This window comes from Mesorhizobium huakuii (genome assembly GCF_014189455.1).
Lineage (GTDB): Bacteria > Pseudomonadota > Alphaproteobacteria > Rhizobiales > Rhizobiaceae > Mesorhizobium > Mesorhizobium huakuii_A.
In genome coordinates this window covers 850405-871477 of sequence record NZ_CP050296.1, presented here as the reverse complement: position 1 = coordinate 871477, position 21073 = coordinate 850405, and the positions used below count along the sequence as shown (strand labels likewise).

Sequence of the window (21073 nt, the reverse complement as noted above, 5' to 3'; positions counted from 1 at the left end):
TGGATTGATGGACAAGACTACAGCATTGCTGGCGCTCGCCGCGCTCGGCCAGGAAACCAGGCTGGAAGTGTTCCGGCTGCTGGTGCGGGCCGGGTCCGAAGGCGTGCCGGCGGGCGAGATCGCCGCGCGGCTCAGCACGGTGCAGAACACCATGTCGGCGCATTTGAAGATCCTCGGCCAGGCCGGGCTGGTGCATGCCGAGCGCGAAGGGCGCAGCATCCGCTACACGGCCGACATGACCGGGTTTCGCGATCTGCTCGCCTATCTGATGGAGGATTGCTGCAACGGCGCCCCGGAGCTTTGCCAGCCGATCCTCGGGGCGGTGACCTGCAAATGTTGAGCTGGACATGACAGACTTTCGACGCCGTCTCGCAGCCGAAGCTCTGGGCACCGCCATGCTGGTCGCCACGGTGGTCGGCTCGGGCATCATGGCCAGCCGGCTGACCGGCGATGTCGCATTGTCGCTGCTCGGCAACACCATTCCCACCGGCGCCATTCTGGTGGTGCTGATCACCACGCTGGGACCGGTCTCCGGCGCGCATTTCAATCCGGCCGTCACGCTGGTTTTCGGGCTGCGGCGCGACATCGGCTGGCTGGCCCTGCTGGGCTACATCACTGCCCAGATTCTCGGCGGCCTCGCCGGCACGCTGGTCGCGCATGCCATGTTCGAACTGCCCTTGCTGGAGGTGTCGGCGACGGTGCGCAGCGGGCAGGGGCAGTGGCTGGCCGAACTGGTCGCGAGTTTCGGCCTGGTCTTCACCATCCTTGCCGGCCTGCGCTTTCGCAGCGACGCTATCCCCTGGCTGGTCGGGCTCTACATCACATCGGCCTATTGGTTCACGGCCTCGACCTCGTTCGCCAATCCGGCGGTGGCGATTGCCCGCGCCTTCTCCAACACGTTTGCCGGCATCCGGCCAACCGATGTGCCGGCCTTCATCGCCGCGGAACTGGCGGGCGCGCTGCTCGCCATGGCGCTGGCCGGCTGGCTGCTTTCCGAACCCAAGCCCGTGCCAGAAATGAGAGCTGCAGAATGACCATCACCATCTACCACAATCCCGATTGCGGCACCTCGCGCAACACGCTGGCCATCATCCGCCAGTCCGGCGAGGAGCCGGAGGTGATCGAGTATCTGAAGAACCCGCCGTCGCGCGAAAAGCTTATCGAGCTGATCGCGGCAACGGGAATGACGCCGCGCGCGCTGTTACGCGAAAAGGGCACGCCCTATGCCGAACTCAACCTCGGCGATGCCAAATGGGGCGACGACGAGATCCTCGATTTCATGCTGGCGCATCCGATCCTGATCAACCGGCCGATCGTGGTGAGCCCGCTCGGCGTCGTCCTTGCCCGACCGTCTGAAGCGGTACTCGATATCCTGCCCAATCCGGATATCGGCCCGTTCACCAAGGAGGACGGCGAGGTCGTCGTCGATGCGGGCGGCAAGCGGGTGGTCTGAGGTCTATTTCGAAAAACATCGAAATAGGGCTTGACGGTTTCCGTCGCTGGCCGCATGCTACTTCCATGAAACTCGAACAAGCAGCGAAGCAATTGGAAGCGCTCGGCAATCCGACGCGGCTGAACCTGTATCGTATCCTGGTCCGGGCCGGCGAAGCGGGCCGGCCGGTCGGCTTCCTGCAGGAAAGCCTCGGCATCGCCGCCTCGACGCTGTCGCACCATCTGCATCGGCTGATCCTGACCGGGCTGGTCAGCCAGGAGCGGCAGGCGACGACGCTGATCTGCCGCGCCAACTATCCCATGATGAACGATCTGATCGGCTTCCTGGCCGACGAATGCTGCGCCGATGCCGCTTGCAATCCGGCAGCGGGTGACGCGGCCGCCTGATTTTTTTGCCTGTTATTTCGATAATACCGGAAGGATAGAAGCTATGGCCACGCAAAACGATCTGCCCATCGCCGTCATCGGCGCCGGCCCGGTTGGCCTGGCGGCCGCCGTTCATCTCATGGCCCGGGGCCTGCCGGTGAAGCTTTATGAAGCCGGCAGCGGTGTCGCCGCCAATCTGCGCGATTGGGGCCATGTCCGGGTGTTCACGCCCTGGCGCTATTGCGTCGACCAGGCGGCCGGCAGGCTGCTCGAAAGCCATGGCTGGCGGATGCCGGACGCGGAAGCGTTTCCCACCGCCGATGAACTCGTGGCGCACTATCTCGAGCCGCTCGCCGGCCTGCCGGAACTGTCGCCAGCAATCGAGACCAAGGCGCGTGTCGTCGCCATATCGCTTTGGGGCGCCGACAAGGTGCGCGGCAGCGAGCGCGCGACGCGGCCTTTCATGCTCGTGGTCGAGACCGCCAATGGCACCAGGCGCGACAGCGCCCGCGCGGTCATCGACGCCTCGGGGACATGGCGCACGCCCAATCCGATCGGTGCCGGCGGCATCGCGGCGGAGGGCGAGGCGGAGTTTGCCGACCGCATCGCCTACGGCATCCCCGATATTCTCGGCCGCGACCGCGCGCTTTATGCCGGCCGCACGACGCTGGTTGCTGGATCGGGCCACTCGGCGGCCAACGCCTTGCTCGATCTCGCCAGGCTGGCGGAGGCCGAACCCGGCACCGCCTTCATCTGGGCGGTGCGCGGAACCGACCTCGTGCGCATCTATGGCGGCGGCGACGCCGACCAATTGCCGGCGCGCGGCGAACTCGGCGCCGATGTGCGTGAGCTCGCTGAAAGCGGCCGCGTCCAACTGGTGACGGGCTTGCGACGCTTGCGATCCGCGAGCACAACGGAAGGCTGATCGCCGAAGGGCAAAGCGGCGAGGGATTGGCTCAACTCGGCCCCGTCGACCGCATCATCGCCGCGACCGGGCAGCGCCCGGACCTGTCGCTGACCAGGGAGCTCAGGCTCGATCTCGATCCGTGGCTGGAAAGCGTCAAGGCGCTTGGTCCGCTCATCGATCCCAACGAGCATTCCTGCGGCGACGTGCCGCCGCACGGCCACCGCGAACTCGGCCATCCGGAGCCCGGCTTCTACACGGTCGGCATCAAGAGCTATGGCCGTGCGCCGACCTTCCTGCTGTTGACCGGCTACGAACAGGTGCGCTCGGTCGCGGCGGCGCTCGCCGGCGACATGGCGGCGGCCGATGCGGTGCAATTGGTGCTGCCCGAAACCGGCGTCTGCACGGTGCCGGCAGGCCGCGCTTCGCAGGGCTGTTGCGGCGGACCGGCGCCGGCGGCGATCGATGCCTGCTGCGTGGCGGATGCCGACGCCAAGGCGGCCGGCAAAAGCGGCTGCGCCGGCAAGATGGAAGCCGCGGAGTGACCGACAGCAAAATCCCTGCCTCCGCCATCTGGGCGCTGGGCGCCACGCAGATCATCGGCTACGGCACGCTCTACTACAGCTACAGCATCCTGGCGCCGGCAGTGGCGGCGGAACTCGCCTGGTCGCAGCAATGGGTGTTCGCCGTGCTGTCGGTGTCGCTGCTGGCGAGCGCCATACTGGCGCCGTTCGCGGGCAGCCTGGCGGACCGGGTCGGGGCAGGGCGCCTGATGGTGCCGGGATCGCTGGCGGCGGCAGGCGCGTTGCTGTTGTGCGCGCTGGCGCCGGGGCGCGCCGGCTTCGCGCTTGGCGTGCTGGCCATGGAACTTGCCTCCTGCTTCGTGCTCTACAGCACGGCCTTCGTCGCCATCGTGCAGCTTGGCGGCGCGCGGCGCGGCATCACCCATCTCACCTTGATCGCCGGCTTCGCCTCGACCCTGTTCTGGCCCTTGACGACGCTGTTGCACCAGCATCTCGGCTGGCGCGAGGTGCTCGTTCTCTTTGCCGCGCTCAACGCCTTTGTCTGCCTGCCGATCCATTGGTGGCTGGCCCGGCTTTCGCGTCGCATCGGCAAGGCGCGGGAGAGGATCGTCCCGGTGACATCAGGCTTGTCAGGCCCCACGCTCGACCGGCGATGGTCGCCGCTGTTCGTTCTGGTGCTGACCGGATTTGCCATAGAGGGGTTCATGCTTTCGGCTGTTCTCGTGCAGATGGTGCCGTTGCTCACCCTTGTCGGCCTCGGCGGCGCCTCGGTGCTGGTCGCCAGCCTGTTTGGTCCGTCGCAAGTGGCGAGCCGGCTGGTGAACATGCTGTTCGGCCGGGGCCTGACGCAGACATCACTGGCGCTCGGCGCGACCGCGGCACTCGCCGGCGGCCTTGCGTTGCTGCTTGTGGTGGCGCCCTCCATTCCCGGCGCCATGCTGTTTGCCGTGCTTTTCGGCTTCGGCTCGGGCCTGATGAGCATTGTCGGCGGCACGCTGCCGCTCGAATTGTTCGGCCAGGAGCGCTACGGGTCCTATGTCGGCTGGATCACGGCGGCGCGCCAGTTCAGCTCCGCCTTCGCCCCGTTCGGCCTCACCTTGATGATATCGGGCCTCGGCGTTTTCCCGGCCTTGTGGCTGAACGTCGTGGTCGGCCTGTTCGGCATCGCCGCCTTCGCCGCCGTCGCGCTGATCAGCCGGCAATCGCGCAAGGGTGAGGAGAGCGGCACGGCAGCGGTCGCGCCGCACGCGGCTGGATGACCGTCGCCGGTGCCTCCAGATTTCGCTGACCGCCATCGGTTCGATCCGCCGTCGGCAACGGAAGCGTTGCCTTTGGCGGCCTGCCGGTCAAAGCTGCCCCGCAGCGCAATGCTCGAGCGTTTCACCGTTTCATGGAAACGGCGAACCGCTCTAACTCTTTGTTTTGACGCAATTCCCTAGGGAAAGCGCTATGCGCTTTTCCCGGGGAAAACCGCTCACACTTTTCCTGGAATTGCTTTAAAGCGTCCGCCCATGACTGGAATGTTTCCCGCCACCTCCATGCCTGACCGCGATTGGTGGCAGGCGCTTTGGCCAGACCCGTCGGGCCTCTTGCTGTCGTTGGGTGTCGAGCCCGGCATGACGGCTCTGGACCTGTGCTGCGGCGACGGCTATTTCACCGCTCCGCTTGCGAAAATCGTCAGTGGTCGCGTCTATGCGCTCGACCTCGACCCGGAAATGATCGTGGCGGCCAAGGCCGAGGTGAAGCAGCTCGGCGTTTCGGTCCTGAAGTGGATTGTCGCGGATGCCGGCGAAGTCGCGGAACTGATACCTGAAAAGATCGATTTTGTGCTGATCGCCAACACCTTCCACGGTGTGCCCGATCAGCCGGCCCTCGTCAAAGCCGTGGCCGGTACGCTTAAGCCGCGCGCCCTGTTTGCACTCGTCAATTGGCATCAGCTGCCGCGAGAGCACACGACCGTGCTTGGTCAGCCGCGCGGCCCCAGGACGGAGATGCGCATGTCACCCGAAGCGGTGTCGGCGGTTGTGGAGGCTGCTGGTTTCCGGCTTCTGCGAATGGTTGATCTGCCACCGTATCACTACGGGGCGGTGTTCGAACACAAGGGATGACGCGGGCGCCTGTTCCAAGACCCCGGATCGGCCGCTACCCCAGCGCGAACGCGCCGATGCTCCGGTAGAGAACATAGCCCGCAACGACAAAGATCAGCGCGGCAAAGACGCGGTTGAGCGCGTTCTTGTAGGATGCCAGGCGCGTCGCCGCCAACATGCCGATCAAGCCGCCGCCGATGCCGCCAATGATGAATTCGCCGGCCAACTGCCAGTCAACCATTCCCGATTGTGCGTAGTTGAAGGCCGTGGCAAGACCGAAGGCCGCGACGGCAAGCAGGGATGTGCCTATCGCATTGATTGTCGGCATTCCGGTGGCCAGGATCAGCCCGGGAACGATGAGGAAGCCGCCACCGATGCCGAAGAAGCCGGAGGCCGCGCCGGCGACGATGGCGACCGCTGCGGTCATCGCGCACATTTTGGCGTCGACGCGCCGGACCGTGGTCGAAGTGCTACGCCTGGGTCGGACCATCAAGCCGCCGACCACCAGCATCAGCAGCCCGAAGAGGAAAAGCAGATGCGCCCCGTCGATCGACTTTCCGAGCGTCGATCCCGCGAAAGCTCCCACGGAACCCAGTGCGGCGAAGACAAGCGCGCAGCGCCACCAGACGTGACCCTTCAAGGCATGGCTGCCAAAGTTCGCGAATGCGTTGGCGGCCACCGCAAGCGCGCCGGTGCCGATGGCGATGTGGGGTTGGGCGACGCCGACGACATAGAGCAGGAGCGGCGTGGCAAGGATCGATCCGCCACCGCCGACTAGGCCAAGGGTGAAACCGACCAGGCTGCCAGAGCCCAGGGTGGCAAACAATGTAGCGCTCATGATGGCCGCTCGACGAAGAAGCGGTCATGGGCAACCATGCCCGCCAGCATGAAGGCCACGAAGACCGGGGTTGGCGTCAGCCCAAGCGACAGCGAAGCCAAGGCCGGGCCGGGGCAAAACCCGCCCAGGCCCCATCCCAGGCCGAAGATCGCCGAGCCGATGACGAGAGGGGCGTCGATCCGCGAGTTCATTGGCACATGGAAACGATCCGCCAGCAGCGGTCGCGACATCCGCCGGATAGAGGCCATGCCTGCCATCGCGACCGCGACGGCGCCGCCCAGCACGAAGGCAAGACTTGGATCCCACACGCCAAAGACGTCGAGAAAGCCCTGGACGCGGACAGGATCGAGCATGCCCGACAGGGCCAGGCCAAACCCGAAAAGCGTGCCCGCGGCCAAGGCGGCGACAGGCCGTAGTTTGGTGTGTTTCACAAGACGGCTCCGCGAAGAAGCGCGACGGCCACGATGCCGCTCGCAAGGAATGTCAGGACGCGGCGATCGACCGTGGCGAGAGCCGGGCCAGCCCCATCACGCCATGACCGCTGGTGCAGCCCGAGCCCATTCGGGAGCCAAAGCCGACCAGCAATCCCGCAAGCATGATCAATGGCAGCGACGCCGTCACGGTCACGGTTGGCCAATGATGAAAGGCCGCGAAGTACACCACCGGGCCAAGCAGCAGTCCGGCGACGAAGGCGGCGTTTGTCCAGACATCGATGCCCTGGACCACCCTGCCGACAATCCCGCTGACGCCGGCGATCCTGCCGTTCAGGATCAGCAGGACGGCGCAGGAAAGACCGATAAGGGCTCCGCCAAGAAGGGATATGAGATATGAGGTCATGGCCGGCCGTCCGAACAGAAGATCGTGTAAAGTGCCGCCACCAATTGAGCGGCCTTCTCGGCGGTCAGCCGGTAGAAGATCTGTTTGCCGTCTCGCCGCGTTTCCACAATGTTGGCGTCGCGCAACACCGTCAGTTGCTGGGAAAGGCTCGGTTGATGGATGCCGAGCATTTCTTCCAGCCGGCTGACCGAATACTCGCCTTCGACAAGGGTGCAGACGAGCATCAGCCGCATTGGATGCGCCAGGATCTTCAACAGAGCCGCCACTTCACCGGCGCGCGATTCCATGGCGGCGGGCGACATCTTCACCGCATCAGGCTGGATCTCGCTCACCACACGGCTCCTTGCAATGCATCGAGGGGAAATTTCAGATAGCGCGTACCGTTTGCTTCCGGCTCCGGCAGACGCCCCGCCTGGATGTTGACCTGCAAGGCATGCAGGATGAGTTTCGGCATCGGCAGCGTTCGGTCACGCGCCACACGCAATCCGGCAAAGGCCTCTTCGTCCACGCCGGCCAGGTGTGCATTGGCGCGCTTCTGCTCGCCGACCGTGCTTTCCCACTTCGGCGCGCGTCCGCCCGGCTGGTAGTCATGGCCTGTAAACAGGCGGGTTTCGTCCGGAAGTTCCAGGATATTCTGGATCGATTTCCACAGGATGCGGGCGTCACCACCTGGGAAGTCGGCACGAGCCGTGCCGCTGTCAGGCATGAAGATGGTGTCGTGAACAAAGGCCGCGTTGCCGATCACGTAGGTGATCGACGCCAAGGTGTGACCGGGCGAAAACATGACGCGCGCGGCTATGGAACCGACCTTGAACGTGTCGCCATCCGAGAACAGCCTGTCCCATTGCGAGCCGTCGACACGAAGTTCGGGCCAGTTGTAGATGCCCCGCCACAGGCGCTGGACATCGACCACCGGCGCTCCGATCGCGGTCGGGGCGCCCGTCTTCTGCTTCAGATACTGCGCGGCCGACAAATGGTCGGCATGAGGATGGGTGTCGAGTATCCATTCGACACTCAACCCGTTCTCCGCAACATAGGAAAGCAGCGCGTCGGCGTTGCGCGTCGTGGTCGCTCCGGACTTCTCGTCGAAATCAAGAACCGGATCGACAATGGCGCATTTTCGGGTATCCGGGTCCGAAACCACATATTGCACGCTCCCTGTCCGGGGATCGAAGAACCCCTTCACCTCCGGTCGCAGTTGCCTGTGCGCTTCGAACCATCGCGACGCCGCCGACAGGTCGATGCCGAGTTTCAAGCCGAGAGCCGCGATATCCTGGGATGACATACGGCCATCGAGTGCCTCGCCCAGTACATACAGGGTCAGGGCGCGCGTGCCGGTCTTGCAATGCGCAAAGACCGGGCCGCCGGCATCGGCCATAGCCGCCTGGAAGGCCCACATGTCCGCCTCGGTGATGGTCGGCATGGTCACGGGTATGAAGGCGTAGGAAACATCGGCGTGACCAGCCGCTTCCCGCTCGGCGGCGTTTCCGGGCTGGGAGGCCTCTTCCTCGTCAGGACGGGCGTTGATCATTCCCGCAAAGCCATGGAAGGCAAGCGACCGGATTTCGGAGATCGAGGGCTGGGGACCGACGCTCAACACGTCATTTACACGGATCATGGTCATCTCGGGCACCTGTATTCCTATCAATATACAATTGCATATAATGTATAATGAAAGCTCGCACAAGGTGCCTGCCTGGAAATTCGCGGCCGGGTTGCCGGCCTGACGATCTTCTGTCATATTCGCCATATGCAAAAACTTTTTTGTATATGGAAAATGTGGATCGTGATCGGAGACTTCGAATGACCCAAGCCCAAGCCAATCCGGCGACCGCCGCGCTGGCCGAGCGTGGTCGCGGCCGTGTCGCCTGGATCCGTTCGCGCATGGCGATGCTGGCCACGCTGCGTGAAGAGTTCCGTGCCAGCCGCCCCTTCGCCGGCAGGCGCATCGGCATGTCGCTGCATATCGAGCCGAAGACGGCGGTGCTGCTCGAAGTGCTGGCCGAAGGCGGCGCCGAGATAATCGGTACCGGCAATCACGGTTCGACGCAGGATGATGTCGTCGCCTTCCTGCAAAGCCAGGGTATCGGCGTGTTCGGCCGCCGCGCCGACACGCTGGCCGACCATCACGCCAATCTGGCACGCGTGCTGGATGCGGAGCCCGACATGCTGCTCGACAATGGCGCCGACCTTTCCGCCGGCATTGTCGAACGCGGCAGGGCGGCGTCCATCCTTGGCGGCACCGAAGAGACGACGTCGGGCGGCGACCGGCTGCGTGGCGAGCTGGCCGGCAAGGTGCCGTTCGCGTCCATCGTCATCAACGACAGCCCCCTGAAGGCGATCGGCGAGAACAAGCACGCGGTCGGCCAGTCGGTGGTCGAAAGCTTCATGCGCATCACCAATCTGATGATCCCTGGCCGCCGCTTCTGCGTCATCGGCTATGGCTGGTGCGGGCGCGGCATCGCGCAATATCTGCGCGCGCTCGGAGGCCGGGTGGCCGTTGTCGAGGTCGACGAGATCAAGGCGCTGGAGGCCGCCCTCGACGGCTATCGGGTGGCACCGCTGGCCGACCTTGCCCCGTGGGCGGAAGTGTTCATCACCGCCACCGGCCGCGCCGGCGTGCTGCCGGCCGAGGCGATCGCCGCCATGGCGGATGGCGCGGTGCTCGCCAATTCCGGGCATTTCCCGTGGGAGATCGACACTGAGGGTCTCGCCGCCGTGACGACCAGCACCACCGATCTCGACGGTACCTTGCGGCGTCTCGACCTCGCCAATGGAAGGCATGTCATCCTTGTCGCCGAGGGGCGCATGTTCAACCTTGCCGGCGTCGAGCCGAAGGGCAATTCGATCGAATCCATGGATATCGGCTTCATGCTGCAGGCGCTGTCGCTGGAGCGGGTGGTGAAGGGCGAAAGGCTGGCGGCAGGCGCGCAGCCGGTGCCAGACGACATCAACCGGCGTATCGCCCGGCTGATGATGGCTACGATGGGGGCGGCACGCTGACTATACTTGCCCGTAATTCCTGATTCTGGTGCTGGAAAGCTTGCATGGCTGGCAAAATTGCTGACGCGCCGGATTATTCGGTACCGGCCCTGGACAAGGCGTTCGACATCATCGAACTCCTGGCCGAGCAGAAGGACGGGCTGAACCAGGGTCAGATTTCCGAGGCGGTCGGCCGCTCGATCCACCAGATCTACCGCGTGCTGCAGGCGCTGGAGCGGCGCGGCTACATTTTTCGCGATCGCCCGGCCGGGCTCTATTTCCTGTCGCCGCGCCTGTTCGAGCTGGCGCACCGGCACGAGCCGCTGCGCGGCCTCGTCCAGGCGGCGCTGCCGTCGATGCGGCGGCTGTCCGACGCGATCCAGCAATCCTGCAATCTCGGCGTCCACAATGCCGGGCGGGTGCTGATCCTGGCGCAGGTGGAAAGCCCGGCGGCGTTCGGCTTCCGGGTGCGCGTCGGCGCCGAGTTTCCGCTGTTCGCCACCGCCACCGGCCGCACGCTGATGGCGTTCCAGCCGCAGGACAGAGTTAATCAATGGCTGCAAGCCTCTGGTATCCCTGATGAAAAGGGCGATGTGCGCGATGCGCTTGCCCGCATCCGCGCAGCCGGCCATGAGGAGGTCGCCGACGGGTTGCAGCCGGGCGTCATCGATCTTGCCTTTCCGGTGATCGGGCCGTTCGGCCACTCGGTCGCAGCACTCACCGTGCCCTATGTGGCGACCACCTACAGCATGCTCGACCTTGCCACCGTGCGCCGCCATGCCGCGCAGGCGGCGCGGGAGATCGGGCTGGTGTTGGCGCCCGAGCCATCAGGCCAAAGCGCGCCATGACCGATCCCTCCGCACCGATAGTCAAGACCGTTGCCATTGATGCCAAACCGGCCAAAGTCTGGCACGTGCTGACGGCGCCCGAACTGATCCCGCAATGGATGTCGGACGAGGACCTGACCGTCAGCCTGCAGGGGCATGCCGGCGGGACGATCGTGATCAGCGGGCTGCTGCATGGCATGCCGTTCGAAAACCACGGCACGGTCCGCGCGTTCGAGCCGGAGAAGAGCTTTGCCTACAGCTACTGGAGCACACTGTCGGCCTCGCGCCTGGCGGACGCGCCGGAAAACCACACGCTGGTCAGCTTCGTCCTGGCGCCGGCTGACGGAGGCACGCTGCTGACGCTGACGCTCAGCGACTTCGCCGAACCGGCGATCCGCCCGCATGCCAATCTCTACTGGGGCCCGACCTTGCAGATCCTGAAGGCGGTGTGCGAACGAACTTGAGCAGGCGCCATCGCAGCGGCGCCGGTCTTACCTGGGGCGCCGGGCCAGCGCCCGGATGCGGTCGGCGACATCGCTGTCGATCGGGTTGTAGACGGTCAGGTTCAGATCCGGCCTGCCGTCGACCGCGAAGGACGAGTATTCCAGCTCGATGTCGCCCAGTTCCGGGTGCTTCAGGCGCTTTGTTCCGTCGCCATGGGCAAGCACGTCGTTCTCCTGCCACAGCTTAGCGAACTCGGGGCTGCCGCTGCACAGTTCGTCCACCAGCTGCGTCACCTCGGAGACCGCGCCGGCGCGCGCCGCATCGGCCCGGAACGCGCCGACCACGAAACGGGCGAGGTTTTGCCAATCGTGCTGCTTGGCGCGGATGTGGGGCGTGAGGAACATGAAGCGCAATATGTTGCGCCGGCCGGCGGGGATGGTGCCATAGTCGGTCAGCACGATCTCGGCGGCGCGGTTCCAGGCGACGACGTCCCAGGTCGCGGTCTTGACCAAAGCGGGGCTGGCCTCGAGCGTGTCGATGAGGCGCTGCAGCCGGGGGCTGACGCCCTCGTCACCCCGGTAGCGGACCTCGGGCGGGCGCCCGAGCCCGAGCATGAAGAGATGTTCGCGCTCGGCCTCGGTCAACAATAGTCCCTTGGCGATGCGGTTCAGCACATCGGCCGAAGGCGCGCCGCCGCGACCCTGTTCCAGCCATGTGTACCAGGTCGGGCTGATGTTGGCGCGCTGGGCGACCTCTTCGCGGCGCAGCCTTCGGCGTGCGCCGGCGCCCGGAAAAGCCGAACGAGGCGGGATCGAGCCGGGTGCGCCGGTCCTTCAGGAAGGCAGCGAGTGAGCCGGGGGTGGGCATCCTGTTAGCCATCCTGTTAAAGACTATACCATGATAAAGTCACTACTTTAATGGAATAATAGACCGTCGATATTACGCAGGCAACTGTCAGGAGATTTTGCATGCGTATCTTTCTCACCGGCGCGACCGGTTTCATCGGCTCGGCCATCGTTCCCGAACTCATCCAGGCCGGCCATGAGGTGGTCGGCGTCACCCGCTCCGACGCCGGCGCCGAAGCGCTGGTTGCGGCAGGCGCCGAGGTGCATCGCGGGACGCTTGAAGAGCCAGAGGGTCTGCGCGACGGCGCGGCGAAGGCGGACGCCGTGATCCACACCGCCTTCGACCATGATTTTTCGCGCTTTGCCGAGAATTGCGAAAAGGACAAGCGTGTCATCGCCGCCCTCGGCGCAGCGCTGGCCGGATCCGACCGGCCGCTGGTCATCACGTCGGGTGTCGGCATGGGCAGCCCCGGACATGGCCAGGTGGCGGTCGAGGACGTCTTCAACGCAAGCCATCCCAATCCGCGCATCGCCTCGGAACTCGCCGGCAATGCCTTGCTGGAGGCCGGCGTCAATGTGTCGGTGATGCGCCTGCCGCAGGTCCACAATCCGGTCAAGCAAGGCCTCATCACGCCGCTCATCGAGATCGCGCGCCACAAAGGCGTCTCGGCCTATGTCGGCGAGGGCCGCAACCGCTTCTCGGCGGGCCACCTGCTCGACGTGGCGCGCCTCTATCGGCTTGCCGTGGAAAAGCGGCAGCCCGGCGCACGCTACAACGCCGTCGGCGAGGAAGGCGTCGAGGTGCGCGCCATCGCCGAGGCGCTTGGCAGGGGTCTGAAATTGCCGGTCGTTTCGATCGCGCCGGAAAAGGCGGCGGAACACTTTGGCTGGATGGCTATGTTCGCCCCGGCGGACCTGCCAGCCTCCAGCGCGCTGACCCAGGCCCGGCTCGGCTGGCATCCGACCGGCCCGACGCTGATCGCCGACCTCGACGCCATGCGCTATTGATGCGCTACGGCCTCAGCCAGGGCTGACGGCGTAGCGCAAGTGGATGAGCCCATGCGCCAGCGTTTCGCAACTTGTCAGCGACAGCTGCATCTTGCCGGCGAGGCCGCTTTCGCCGAACTCGACAAAGCCCTGGTTTCCCGCCCGCGCATCGAACGCGGGTGCAACGAGCAGGCTAAGCTCATCGACAAGCCCTGCCGCGAAGAAGGAGCCGTTGATGCCGGCGCCGCCTTCGAGCAGCAGCCGGCTGATGCCGAGTTCACGCCCGAGCACGTCGAGCATGGCGGCGAGGTCGATATCAGTCGTTTCCGACACGATGTAGGACACGCCGTCGGCGGCGAGCTCGGCCAGATGGCTGTCGGAGACGCCGTGCCCGAGCAGCACCACGACATGGTCACCGCCGACATCCGGCTTGGCGAAGTGGAGCTTGCCCGAGGCATCGAGCGCCACGGCATAGGTTCCCGCATCGCGCTGCGCGAAATGATGCGGCCGGTCGACCTTGCCGATTTGCGCCGGCGGGTGCGCACCGGCCTTGCTCATCTCGGCCATGGTGACGCGGCCGACGATCCAGGCGTCACCTTGGAGGTCGCCGTGGATCTGCTCATACAGGCCTGACCACTCCGCCGTGGTCCCATCCGGACTGGCTGTGTAGCGGCTGGGATGAAGGCTGCCGTCGAGCGAGGCGAGCATATGGCAGATGATGTGCGGCTTCATGCAATTCTCCAGGGATTACTTTTGGGTGACATGCATCAGGCCGATTCAAGCTCCATCGCTTTCTCAGCCGCCTTCGCGAGAAACCCGGATCGCGTATAGCCATGGGCTTCGGCAAAGGCATCGATCCGCCGGAGAACGTCGTCCGGCAACGTCACGTTGATACGCACCGCCTTCCTCGCCTCGGTCCTGGCGGCGACCAGGATTGCAACACCGTCGCGATTATCGGCGTCTGCCATCACAGCCTCCAGACTGGAAGGCTCCGGAATGGCTTCGCCATCCTCGACCAGCCCTTCGATGTGGAGGGCGAGGGCCTCTTCAGCCATGGACCGGGCGTCATCCAGATCCTTGCCGGCGGTAATCACGCCTGGGAAATCAGGGAAAGACACACCGAAGTCGCTGCCGGCATCCTTATGGATAAGTCCGATATACTGCTTCATGTCCGTCACCTCAGTTTCAGTCCAGATTGCTTTTCGATGCTGCGCAGAGTGCCTATTGGGATGTCACGCTTGGGGTGGGGAACGGTGACCCGCCCTTGCTTGTCACGGTGTTTGAATTGCGCATGGCTGCCCTTGCGGGCAACCTCGAACCAACCATCAGCTTGCAACAGGCGGATAATGTCAGCGCTGTTCATGTGTATTTATACACACTGAAAATTGGCCTTTCAACCGAAATGTCAAGCCGCGCTCTCGCTTCCCGGCCCGAACCACCGACGCGCAGGAAACCGGCAATCCAAAATTCCGACAATTCCGATAATTGGCTGCCCAGCACTGTTATATCGATGTTGCGCAAATGGTTGACCCTGGGTTAGCATCCCCAGGCTGGTGCCGATGGGAGGCAGTTTTTGCAACGGCGATCAGCTGGAGCGGCATGCGCGGTCCCGCGCAAGGAGGATGCTCCAACACTTTGAACCGACGCACGATCCCTTCCCAAGACCGATCCGGTCTTGGGGATTGTGCGTTCTTGTGGAGGAGGATCAACCATGAACAGACGTGAATTCCTGATGACGTCCGTGGCCGCGGGCGCCATGATGCTGGCCGCGCCTTCGGCATTCGCCGAGGACAAGCTCACCATACTGGGCTCGGTGCCCAATCTCGGCTTTCCGTTCTTCGTGCACATGCTGAACGAGATCAAGGCGGAAGCCGCCGCCCAGGGCGTCAACCTGACCGAAAGCGACGGCCAGAATTCGGCCACCAAGCAGACCGCCGACATCGAGGCGGCGCTGGTGCAGAAGGTCAACGCCATCGTCATTTCGCCGCTCGACGTCAACGCGCTGGCGCCGGCCATCGAGGAAGCCGTCAAGGCCGGCGTTCCCGTGGTGACGATCGACCGCCGGGTCGACGGTGTCCAGGGCATCCTGGCGCATGTCGGCGCCGACAATGTCAAGGGCGGCGAGGCGGAGGCCAGCGCCATGGTGGCGGCGTTCCCCAACGGCGCCAAGCTGTTCCATCTGCAGGGCCAGCCGGGTGCTGGTCCGGCGATCGACCGCAACAAGGGCGTGCACAATGTGCTCGATCCGCTGAAGGACAAGTACCAGATCATCTTCGAGCAGACCGCCAACTTCGCCCGCGCCGAAGCGCTGTCGGTGACGGAAGCCGGCCTTGCCGCCAACGGCAAGCCGGACGCCATCATCTGCGCCAATGACGACATGGCGCTCGGCGCGCTCGAGGCGTGTGCTGCGCGCAACTTCACCGACGTCAAGATCTACGGCTTCGACGCGCTTCCCGAGGCGCTGGTTGCCGTGCGCGACGGCAAGCTCGCCGGCACGGTCGAACAGTTCCCCGGCCAGCAATCGCGCACCGCCGTGCAGATCGCGGTCGCTTACGCCAAGAACAAGACCGAGCCGAAGGAGAAGCTGGTGCTGTTGACACCGATCGTCATCGGCAAGGACAATCTTGATAAGGCCGAGAGGTTGAGCGAGACGAAGTAGAACTTGGCGGGGACAGGCTCATTGGCAAGGTTGGCGGGACAGCGCCCCCTCTGTCCTGCCGGACATCTCCCCCACACGGGGGAGATCGGACGTCGTCTCCGCTTTCGCCAATCGCCGGCCTTGCAGAACAGGCGCTGCCGGCAAAACTGCCAATCTCCCCCTCGTGGGGGAGATGTCCGGCAGGACAGAGGGGGCGCTGTCCCGCGGCCTGCCACAATCCGGGAGCAACCCTTGCCAGCTGAAGCCGCCCTGCTCGCCGTCGACGGCGTCACCAAACACTTCTCCGGCGTCACCGCGCTGAGCGATGTCTCCCTCGACATCCGCCCTGGCGAAATCCTCGGTCTGCTCGGCGAAAACGGCGCCGGCAAATCGACGCTTTTGAAAATCCTGTCGGGCGTCATGCCACCGTCCAGCGGGCGCATCACTTTCGACGGCGCCGACTACGCGCCGTCCAGTCCGCAGGATGCCAAGCGGCTCGGCATCGTCACCATCTACCAGGAACTCAGCCTGATCCCGACGCTGACGGTGGCCGAGAACATTTTCATCGGCCGCGCGCCGGTCGGGCCGCTGGGGCTGGTCAACTGGCGGCGGATGGAGGCGTCGTCGCGAGACATCATCGCTCGCGTCGGCTTGTCCATCGATCCGATGACGCCGGTCTCGGCGCTGTCGGTGGCCGAACAGCAACTGGTCGAGATCGCCCGGGCGCTGTCGCTGAAGAGCCGGCTGATCATCATGGACGAGCCGACCTCGGCGCTGACCGAGACCGAGGTGCAGCGGCTGTTGTCGATCATGGATCGGCTGCGCCAGGACAAGGTCGCCATCATGTTCGTCACCCACCGGCTGGAGGAGGCCTCCGCCATTTGCGACCGCATGACGGTGCTGCGCGACGGCCGGCTGGCCGGGCATCTCGACCGCGACAAGGGGCGACCGATCCAGTTGCCGCGCATCATCGAGAAGATGGTCGGCCGCGCCGCTTCCGAACTTTACGCGCGGCCGGCGCAGCGCGCGGTCGCCGGCGATGTCGTGCTGTCGGTGCGCGGCCTGCGCACCGTGCGCGATCCCGAAGCGCCGCATGCCATCGTGCTCGACGGCGTCGACATCGACCTCAAGGCCGGCGAAATTCTCGGCGTGGCCGGGCTTGTCGGTTCCGGCCGCACGGAGCTGGCGCGCGCCATCTTTGGGGCCGACCGTATCGCTGCAGGCACCATCACGCTCGACGGCAAACCGATCGCGCCGGCCTCGCCGGCGGATGCCATCGCGCTCGGCATCGGCCTGGTGCCGGAGGACCGCAAGCACCAGGCGATCTTTGCCGCTTTGGGCATCCTGCCGAATTTCTCCGTCGCCTCGCTGGGCACATTCAGCAACGGTTTCGGCTTCATGGCCGAGCGGCGCGAGCGCGACGCGCTTTCCGGCTTCCGCAAGATGCTGTCGATCCGCATGGCCTCGGCGGAGCAGGCGATCGAGGGCCTGTCGGGCGGCAACCAGCAGAAGGTGATCCTGGCGCGCTGGCTGGCGCGCGACCCGAAAGTGCTGATCGTCGACGAGCCGACGCGCGGCGTCGATGTCGGCGCCAAGGCCGAGGTGCACCAGATCCTGGTGCAGCTTGCGGCGCGCGGCATTGCGGTGATGATGATCTCGTCCGAACTGCCCGAAGTGCTGGCGGTGTCGGACCGCATCGTCACCATGCGCCGGGGCCGCATCACCGGTGAGATGCCGGGCGTCGAGGCGAACGAGGAAAAACTGATGGAACTGATGGCGCTCGACAGCCAAGATGCGCTTGGGCGGGATGCGGAGGGACAGGCACGATGAGCATCGCCGAAGAACAGAACCAGCGCGGCGGCGTGACGATCGCACGGCTGTTGATGAGTTTCGGGCCGCTGCTGTTCCTGGCGGCGCTGGTCATCGTCTTCACCGTGCTGAAGCCGAGCTTCATCGACCCGATCAATCTGTTCAACATCACAAGGCAAATCTCGATCACCGGGCTGATCGCGCTCGGCATGACCTTCGTCATCCTCACCGCCGGCATCGACCTGTCGGTCGGCTCGCTGCTCGCCTTCTGCGGCATGGTCGCCGCCGTCATCGCCAAGGGCGGGGCGGCCAACACGCTGTCGCTGTCGACCTCAGGCACGCAGGGCTATGGCTGGTTCGCGGCGCTGCTGGCCGCCGTCATCGTCGGTGCTGCCGCCGGCGGCGTGCAGGGGCTTGCCATCACCAGGCTGAAAGTGCCGCCCTTCGTCGTCACACTGGGCGGGCTGACGGTGTTTCGCGGGCTGACGCTGACCATCTCCAATGGCGGGCCGATCTCCGGCTTCGACGCCTCGATGCGCTGGTTCGGCACGGGGCTGATCGGCCCGGTGCCGGTGCCGGCAATCATCTTCGCCATCGCCGCGATCCTGTGCCACATCGTGCTGCGCTACACGCGCTATGGCCGCGCCGTCTATGCCGTCGGCGGCAATGCCGAGGCCGCGCGCCTGTCGGGCCTGCGCGTCGACCGCATCCTGGTTTCGGTCTATGTCATCGTCGGCTTCTTCGCCGGGCTCGCGGCCTTCGTGCTGTCGGCGCGGCTGAATTCTTCCGAAGCGGTCGCCGGTATCGGCTACGAGCTGACGGTCATCTCCGCCGTCGTCATCGGCGGCACCTCGCTGTTCGGCGGCATCGGCTCGGTCGGCGGCACGGTGGTGGGCGCCGCGCTGATTGGCGTGTTGCAGAACGGGCTGCAGTTCAACAATGTGTCGTCCTACACGCAGAGCATCGTGATCGGGTTGATCCTGATCCTGGCGGTGGCGTTTGACCGGTGGTTGAAGTCGCGGGTGAGGCGGTAGGGAGAGGTCGCGCCCAGGCACCCCCTCTGTCCTGCCGGACATCTCCCCCGCAAGGGGGAGATCGGATGTCATGACGGCTTTCGCAAATTTTCAACGCTGAGGAAAAAGCGAAGCCGACGAAACTACCAATCTCCCCCTTGCGGGGGAGATGTCCGGCAGGACAGAGGGGGGTGCCTCGCATCAGCGTAGGTCATTTTAACCCGCCAGCTTCTCCTCAATCACCCGCGCCGAATCCGGCTCCAGCTGCCCGGTATGGTCGAAGCGCAGCACCACCACCCAGTTGAAGACATCATCAGGCCATTTGCCGTTCGGCAGCAGCGTCTTTGGGTCGGCGCCGAAAGCCTTGATGAGTTTGGCCAGCTGGCCGTGATGCCAGGCGATCAGGATCGACTTGCCGTGGCTTTCAGTCGACAGCGCGGCGACGAGGTTCTGGACTTCGTGGTCGGCGAAGCGCTGGTCGATCGGCAGTTTCAGCGCCTGGCTGAGCGGCGTCAGCGTCAGCCGTTCGCGCGCGCTGCTCTTGGAATCGGCACTGGCCACCAGCATATCGGGCCGGAAGGCGACGCCGTCGAGTAGGAAGGGCTGGAAATAGGCGACATAGGCCTGGGCGCGGGCTTCGCCCTCGGGCGACAGGCCGGGGCCGCTGTCGGGCTTTTCGCCATGGCGCACGATCAGCACCGTGATGTCGGCAAGCCCGGTGGTTGTGTCGCCGGCGGCGTGCGCGGACAGAGCAAGCGCCATGATCCAAAGGGCGGCGAGAACAAGGCGTTTCATGGTGGGTCCTTCCGGCGGGTTTCGAAGCACCAATCAGCGCAGCAATCCGACGGAATCAGGGCCGGTCAGGCCAGCCGGATGGTCAATTGCAGGCGGCTCAAGCCGCTTCGAGCGCCCACAGGCGATGGCCGTAGCGGCGGAAGAAGCGCGCCACGAGACGCTGCTGCCTCGCCCTGACGAGGTCGGGCAGGCGCCGCTCCTGGCGCCAGCGCGGCATGTTGCGCCAGCAGGCGATGAAGCGGGCGGTGTCCTCGATGGCTTCGTCCGCCGACAGCGCCGGGCCGATCGCGGCCAGGAACAGCGGCTCCGACTGCTTCAGCGCGTCGATGACGGCCTTGCGCCGGAAATGATCCTGGCGGGCCTGCGCGATGCCGTTGCGGCGGATCGCCTCGAAGGCTTCGAGCAGAGCAGGGCTGTCGCCGGTGTAACCGCAGGCGCGGGCGAAATCGGCGGCATCCATCGTTGCTCCCGGGTCTGATGCGGCAATTCCCTGCCGACTCACGTTTGTGAGTTTATGAAAGCATAACTCAAAAATTGGTAAAAGGGAAACTTCTGGAGAAGTGTTAAAACTGCGACTCGACTCCCAGCTCAAAACGCAGGAATATACGAACAAATCAGGAACAAACGGGGTGGAGGGGCAATGGCATTGCCGGGCAGGAAACCAGTTATCGCGCATGTCGTCTCGATATCGGTCGAATGCGCCGATTGCGGCCGCAACAGGTGGTGGAAACCGGATGAGCTCCGGCGTTTCGGGGTGACGGGCAACACGCCGCTGGCGGAACTTTCGGGCCGCATCGTCTGCTCGGCCTGCCGCGCCGACGGGCTGCCGGGCACGGCGATCTCGATCCAGGCCGCCTTCGTCGACGAGCGCCAGCGCGTGCGCAGCGAGGCGCAGATGCTGAGCGACCGGGAGGTGTTGGTGGAGGGGTCGAGACGGGCTTGAGGGGGGATCGTTCTTCCTTCTCCCACAAGGGGAGAAGGAAGGGGCGTCCCGCCTCAATACCCCAGCAGTTCCTTCAGCGGTATAACCCGCCAGACATGCTTGATCGCATAGCGGTTGAATGTCAGCGTCTTCGGCGGATTGTACTGCTCGACCACCAGCTCGCCCGCGGTGCGCTTGACCAGCTTCTTGACGAAGGCCTTGCCGTTCTTCTCGTTCTCCTCCGGAAATGTCTCGATCACCACATGGTCGCCGGGCACGGCGTCGCGGCCGCCGCAATAGATCAGGTCGCCGGGTTCGTAGCGCGGCACCATGGAGTCGCTCAGCACATGCAGCGCGAAGACTTTCGGCAGGTTGCGCACGCCAGGCGGGCGCTGGACGTAGCCGGCGGGTTCGCCGTTGAAGGTGAAGTCGCCGTCGTCGCCGCCGACCGCGGCACCCAGCACCTCGATATCCATTGAGCCGGCGGGCATCGGGCCGGCATCGGTGACGATCTCGGCATCGGCCACCGGGCCGGCATCGTCGAGGAAGACGACCTCGCCTTTGCCCAGCGCGACCGGGTCGACGCGCAAGAAGGCGGCGGTCTTCAACAGGTTCTCGGTCTTGGGCAAATTGCGCCCGGTTTCCCAATTGCCGACGGCAGCGACATCGGTGTCGTTGTGCTCGGCAATGTGGCGCATGACCAGGCCGCGCTGCTTGCGCGCCTGGCGTATCGCCGCCCCGACCTTGATCGACAGTTCCGTTTTGGCCATGGCGCCCATGTGAGCGATGAAAGCGGCTCTCGT

General features: G+C 65.1%; 24 protein-coding genes and 4 pseudogenes. 16 read left to right on the top strand and 12 right to left on the bottom strand.

Annotated elements, in window-relative coordinates; genetic code table 11:
* Positions 1–7: 7 nt before the first annotated feature.
* From HB778_RS04280 to HB778_RS04250, 7 genes and pseudogenes are all read left to right on the top strand, one after another.
* Positions 8–340 (top strand): ArsR/SmtB family transcription factor, encoded by a 333-nt coding sequence (locus HB778_RS04280; RefSeq protein WP_183461740.1) that lies wholly within the window; start codon positions 8–10, stop codon positions 338–340.
* 7 nt (positions 341–347) lie between these two features.
* The gene (locus tag HB778_RS04275) at positions 348–1034 is read left to right on the top strand and encodes an aquaporin (RefSeq protein WP_183461739.1); all 687 of its coding nucleotides are present in this window, start codon (positions 348–350) and stop codon (positions 1032–1034) included.
* Positions 1031–1453 (top strand): arsenate reductase (glutaredoxin), encoded by a 423-nt coding sequence (gene arsC, locus HB778_RS04270; protein WP_183461737.1) that lies wholly within the window; start codon positions 1031–1033, stop codon positions 1451–1453. Before HB778_RS04275 ends, arsC begins: the two co-directional genes overlap by 4 nt.
* Before the next feature lie 65 nt (positions 1454–1518).
* The gene (locus HB778_RS04265) at positions 1519–1839 is read left to right on the top strand and encodes an ArsR/SmtB family transcription factor (protein ID WP_010910714.1); all 321 of its coding nucleotides are present in this window, start codon (positions 1519–1521) and stop codon (positions 1837–1839) included.
* Between the two features lie 43 nt (positions 1840–1882).
* A pseudogene (locus HB778_RS04260) lies at positions 1883–3267 on the top strand (NAD(P)-binding protein).
* Positions 3264–4505, top strand: a complete 1242-nt coding sequence (gene arsK / locus HB778_RS04255; RefSeq protein WP_183461735.1) for an arsenite efflux MFS transporter ArsK — start codon at positions 3264–3266, stop codon at positions 4503–4505. Before HB778_RS04260 ends, arsK begins: the two are co-directional and overlap by 4 nt.
* A 357-nt stretch (positions 4506–4862) precedes the next feature.
* The gene (locus HB778_RS04250; RefSeq protein WP_348524676.1) at positions 4863–5354 is read left to right on the top strand and encodes a class I SAM-dependent methyltransferase; all 492 of its coding nucleotides are present in this window, start codon (positions 4863–4865) and stop codon (positions 5352–5354) included.
* 34 nt (positions 5355–5388) lie between these two features.
* Here HB778_RS04250 and HB778_RS04245 read toward each other — a convergent pair whose 3' ends face one another.
* From HB778_RS04245 to blh, 5 genes and pseudogenes are all read right to left on the bottom strand, one after another.
* Entirely contained in the window at positions 5389–6171 is a 783-nt protein-coding gene (locus tag HB778_RS04245; RefSeq protein WP_183461731.1) for a sulfite exporter TauE/SafE family protein, read from the bottom strand.
* Positions 6168–6602 (bottom strand): YeeE/YedE family protein, encoded by a 435-nt coding sequence (locus HB778_RS04240; RefSeq protein WP_183461729.1) that lies wholly within the window; start codon positions 6600–6602, stop codon positions 6168–6170. Before HB778_RS04240 ends, HB778_RS04245 begins: the two co-directional genes overlap by 4 nt.
* A pseudogene (locus tag HB778_RS04235) lies at positions 6599–7008 on the bottom strand (YeeE/YedE family protein). The gene HB778_RS04240 and the pseudogene HB778_RS04235 overlap by 4 nt, the downstream one beginning before the upstream one ends.
* Positions 7005–7310, bottom strand: coding sequence for a sulfite-sensing transcriptional repressor BigR (gene bigR / locus HB778_RS04230; protein WP_183464992.1), 306 nt, complete (start codon positions 7308–7310; stop codon positions 7005–7007). The pseudogene HB778_RS04235 and the gene bigR overlap by 4 nt, the downstream one beginning before the upstream one ends.
* A gap of 26 nt (positions 7311–7336) precedes the next feature.
* Positions 7337–8632 carry a bifunctional sulfur transferase/dioxygenase Blh gene (blh, locus tag HB778_RS04225; RefSeq protein ID WP_183464993.1) on the bottom strand — a complete coding sequence of 432 codons (1296 nt, stop codon included), beginning with the start codon at positions 8630–8632 and terminating at the stop codon, positions 7337–7339.
* Positions 8633–8811: 179 nt separating this feature from the next.
* Here blh and HB778_RS04220 point away from each other — a divergent pair, with 179 nt between their 5' ends.
* The 3 genes from HB778_RS04220 to HB778_RS04210 are packed head-to-tail and all read left to right on the top strand — an operon-like array spanning position 8812 to position 11281.
* Complete coding sequence (locus tag HB778_RS04220) at positions 8812–10011, top strand: adenosylhomocysteinase (RefSeq protein WP_183461727.1); 1200 nt, start codon at positions 8812–8814, stop codon at positions 10009–10011.
* A gap of 44 nt (positions 10012–10055) precedes the next feature.
* Positions 10056–10838, top strand: coding sequence for an IclR family transcriptional regulator (locus tag HB778_RS04215; RefSeq protein ID WP_210308061.1), 783 nt, complete (start codon positions 10056–10058; stop codon positions 10836–10838).
* Complete coding sequence (locus tag HB778_RS04210) at positions 10835–11281, top strand: SRPBCC family protein (RefSeq protein ID WP_183461725.1); 447 nt, start codon at positions 10835–10837, stop codon at positions 11279–11281. The genes HB778_RS04215 and HB778_RS04210 overlap by 4 nt, the downstream gene beginning before the upstream one ends.
* A gap of 27 nt (positions 11282–11308) precedes the next feature.
* Here HB778_RS04210 and HB778_RS04205 read toward each other — a convergent pair.
* A pseudogene (locus tag HB778_RS04205) lies at positions 11309–12140 on the bottom strand (helix-turn-helix transcriptional regulator).
* 89 nt (positions 12141–12229) lie between these two features.
* On the opposite strand from HB778_RS04205, the gene HB778_RS04200 reads away from it, so the two are divergent.
* Positions 12230–13114: an SDR family oxidoreductase gene (locus HB778_RS04200; RefSeq protein WP_183461723.1), complete on the top strand. Its 885-nt coding sequence runs from the start codon at positions 12230–12232 to the stop codon at positions 13112–13114.
* A 12-nt stretch (positions 13115–13126) separates the two neighbouring features.
* Here HB778_RS04200 and HB778_RS04195 read toward each other — a convergent pair whose 3' ends face one another.
* The 3 genes from HB778_RS04195 to HB778_RS04185 are packed head-to-tail and all read right to left on the bottom strand — an operon-like array spanning position 13127 to position 14456.
* Positions 13127–13825: a RibD family protein gene (locus HB778_RS04195; protein WP_183461721.1), complete on the bottom strand. Its 699-nt coding sequence runs from the start codon at positions 13823–13825 to the stop codon at positions 13127–13129.
* A gap of 35 nt (positions 13826–13860) precedes the next feature.
* The gene (locus tag HB778_RS04190; protein ID WP_183461719.1) at positions 13861–14262 is read right to left on the bottom strand and encodes a type II toxin-antitoxin system HicB family antitoxin; all 402 of its coding nucleotides are present in this window, start codon (positions 14260–14262) and stop codon (positions 13861–13863) included.
* 5 nt (positions 14263–14267) lie between these two features.
* Positions 14268–14456 (bottom strand): type II toxin-antitoxin system HicA family toxin, encoded by a 189-nt coding sequence (locus tag HB778_RS04185; protein ID WP_183461718.1) that lies wholly within the window; start codon positions 14454–14456, stop codon positions 14268–14270.
* Positions 14457–14804: 348 nt separating this feature from the next.
* On the opposite strand from HB778_RS04185, the gene HB778_RS04180 reads away from it, so the two are divergent.
* The 4 genes and pseudogenes from HB778_RS04180 (at position 14805) to HB778_RS04170 (ending at position 18574) form a co-directional block, all read left to right on the top strand.
* Positions 14805–15752, top strand: a complete 948-nt coding sequence (locus tag HB778_RS04180) for a substrate-binding domain-containing protein (protein ID WP_096448447.1) — start codon at positions 14805–14807, stop codon at positions 15750–15752.
* Positions 15753–16061: 309 nt separating this feature from the next.
* Positions 16062–16442 (top strand): annotated as a pseudogene (locus tag HB778_RS43405) (ATP-binding cassette domain-containing protein); the annotation flags it as partial.
* Positions 16443–16484: 42 nt separating this feature from the next.
* Positions 16485–17561: a sugar ABC transporter ATP-binding protein gene (locus HB778_RS04175; protein WP_432421257.1), complete on the top strand. Its 1077-nt coding sequence runs from the start codon at positions 16485–16487 to the stop codon at positions 17559–17561.
* The gene (locus HB778_RS04170; protein WP_183461714.1) at positions 17558–18574 is read left to right on the top strand and encodes an ABC transporter permease; all 1017 of its coding nucleotides are present in this window, start codon (positions 17558–17560) and stop codon (positions 18572–18574) included. The genes HB778_RS04175 and HB778_RS04170 overlap by 4 nt, the downstream gene beginning before the upstream one ends.
* A 195-nt stretch (positions 18575–18769) precedes the next feature.
* On the opposite strand, the gene HB778_RS04165 is transcribed toward HB778_RS04170, so the two are convergent.
* Both HB778_RS04165 and HB778_RS04160 read right to left on the bottom strand, forming a co-directional pair.
* The gene (locus HB778_RS04165) at positions 18770–19348 is read right to left on the bottom strand and encodes a flagellar basal body-associated protein FliL (protein WP_244661807.1); all 579 of its coding nucleotides are present in this window, start codon (positions 19346–19348) and stop codon (positions 18770–18772) included.
* A gap of 97 nt (positions 19349–19445) precedes the next feature.
* On the bottom strand, positions 19446–19808 hold the full coding sequence (locus HB778_RS04160; protein WP_183461712.1) for a hypothetical protein: 363 nt from the start codon (positions 19806–19808) through the stop codon (positions 19446–19448).
* A gap of 180 nt (positions 19809–19988) precedes the next feature.
* Between HB778_RS04160 and HB778_RS04155 the strand changes: the two genes are divergently transcribed.
* Entirely contained in the window at positions 19989–20291 is a 303-nt protein-coding gene (locus HB778_RS04155) for a hypothetical protein (RefSeq protein WP_183461710.1), read from the top strand.
* Between the two features lie 53 nt (positions 20292–20344).
* Here the strand turns inward: HB778_RS04155 and HB778_RS04150 are convergent, their stop codons facing one another.
* The gene (locus HB778_RS04150; RefSeq protein ID WP_183461708.1) at positions 20345–21049 is read right to left on the bottom strand and encodes an XRE family transcriptional regulator; all 705 of its coding nucleotides are present in this window, start codon (positions 21047–21049) and stop codon (positions 20345–20347) included.
* Positions 21050–21073 lie beyond the last annotated feature (24 nt).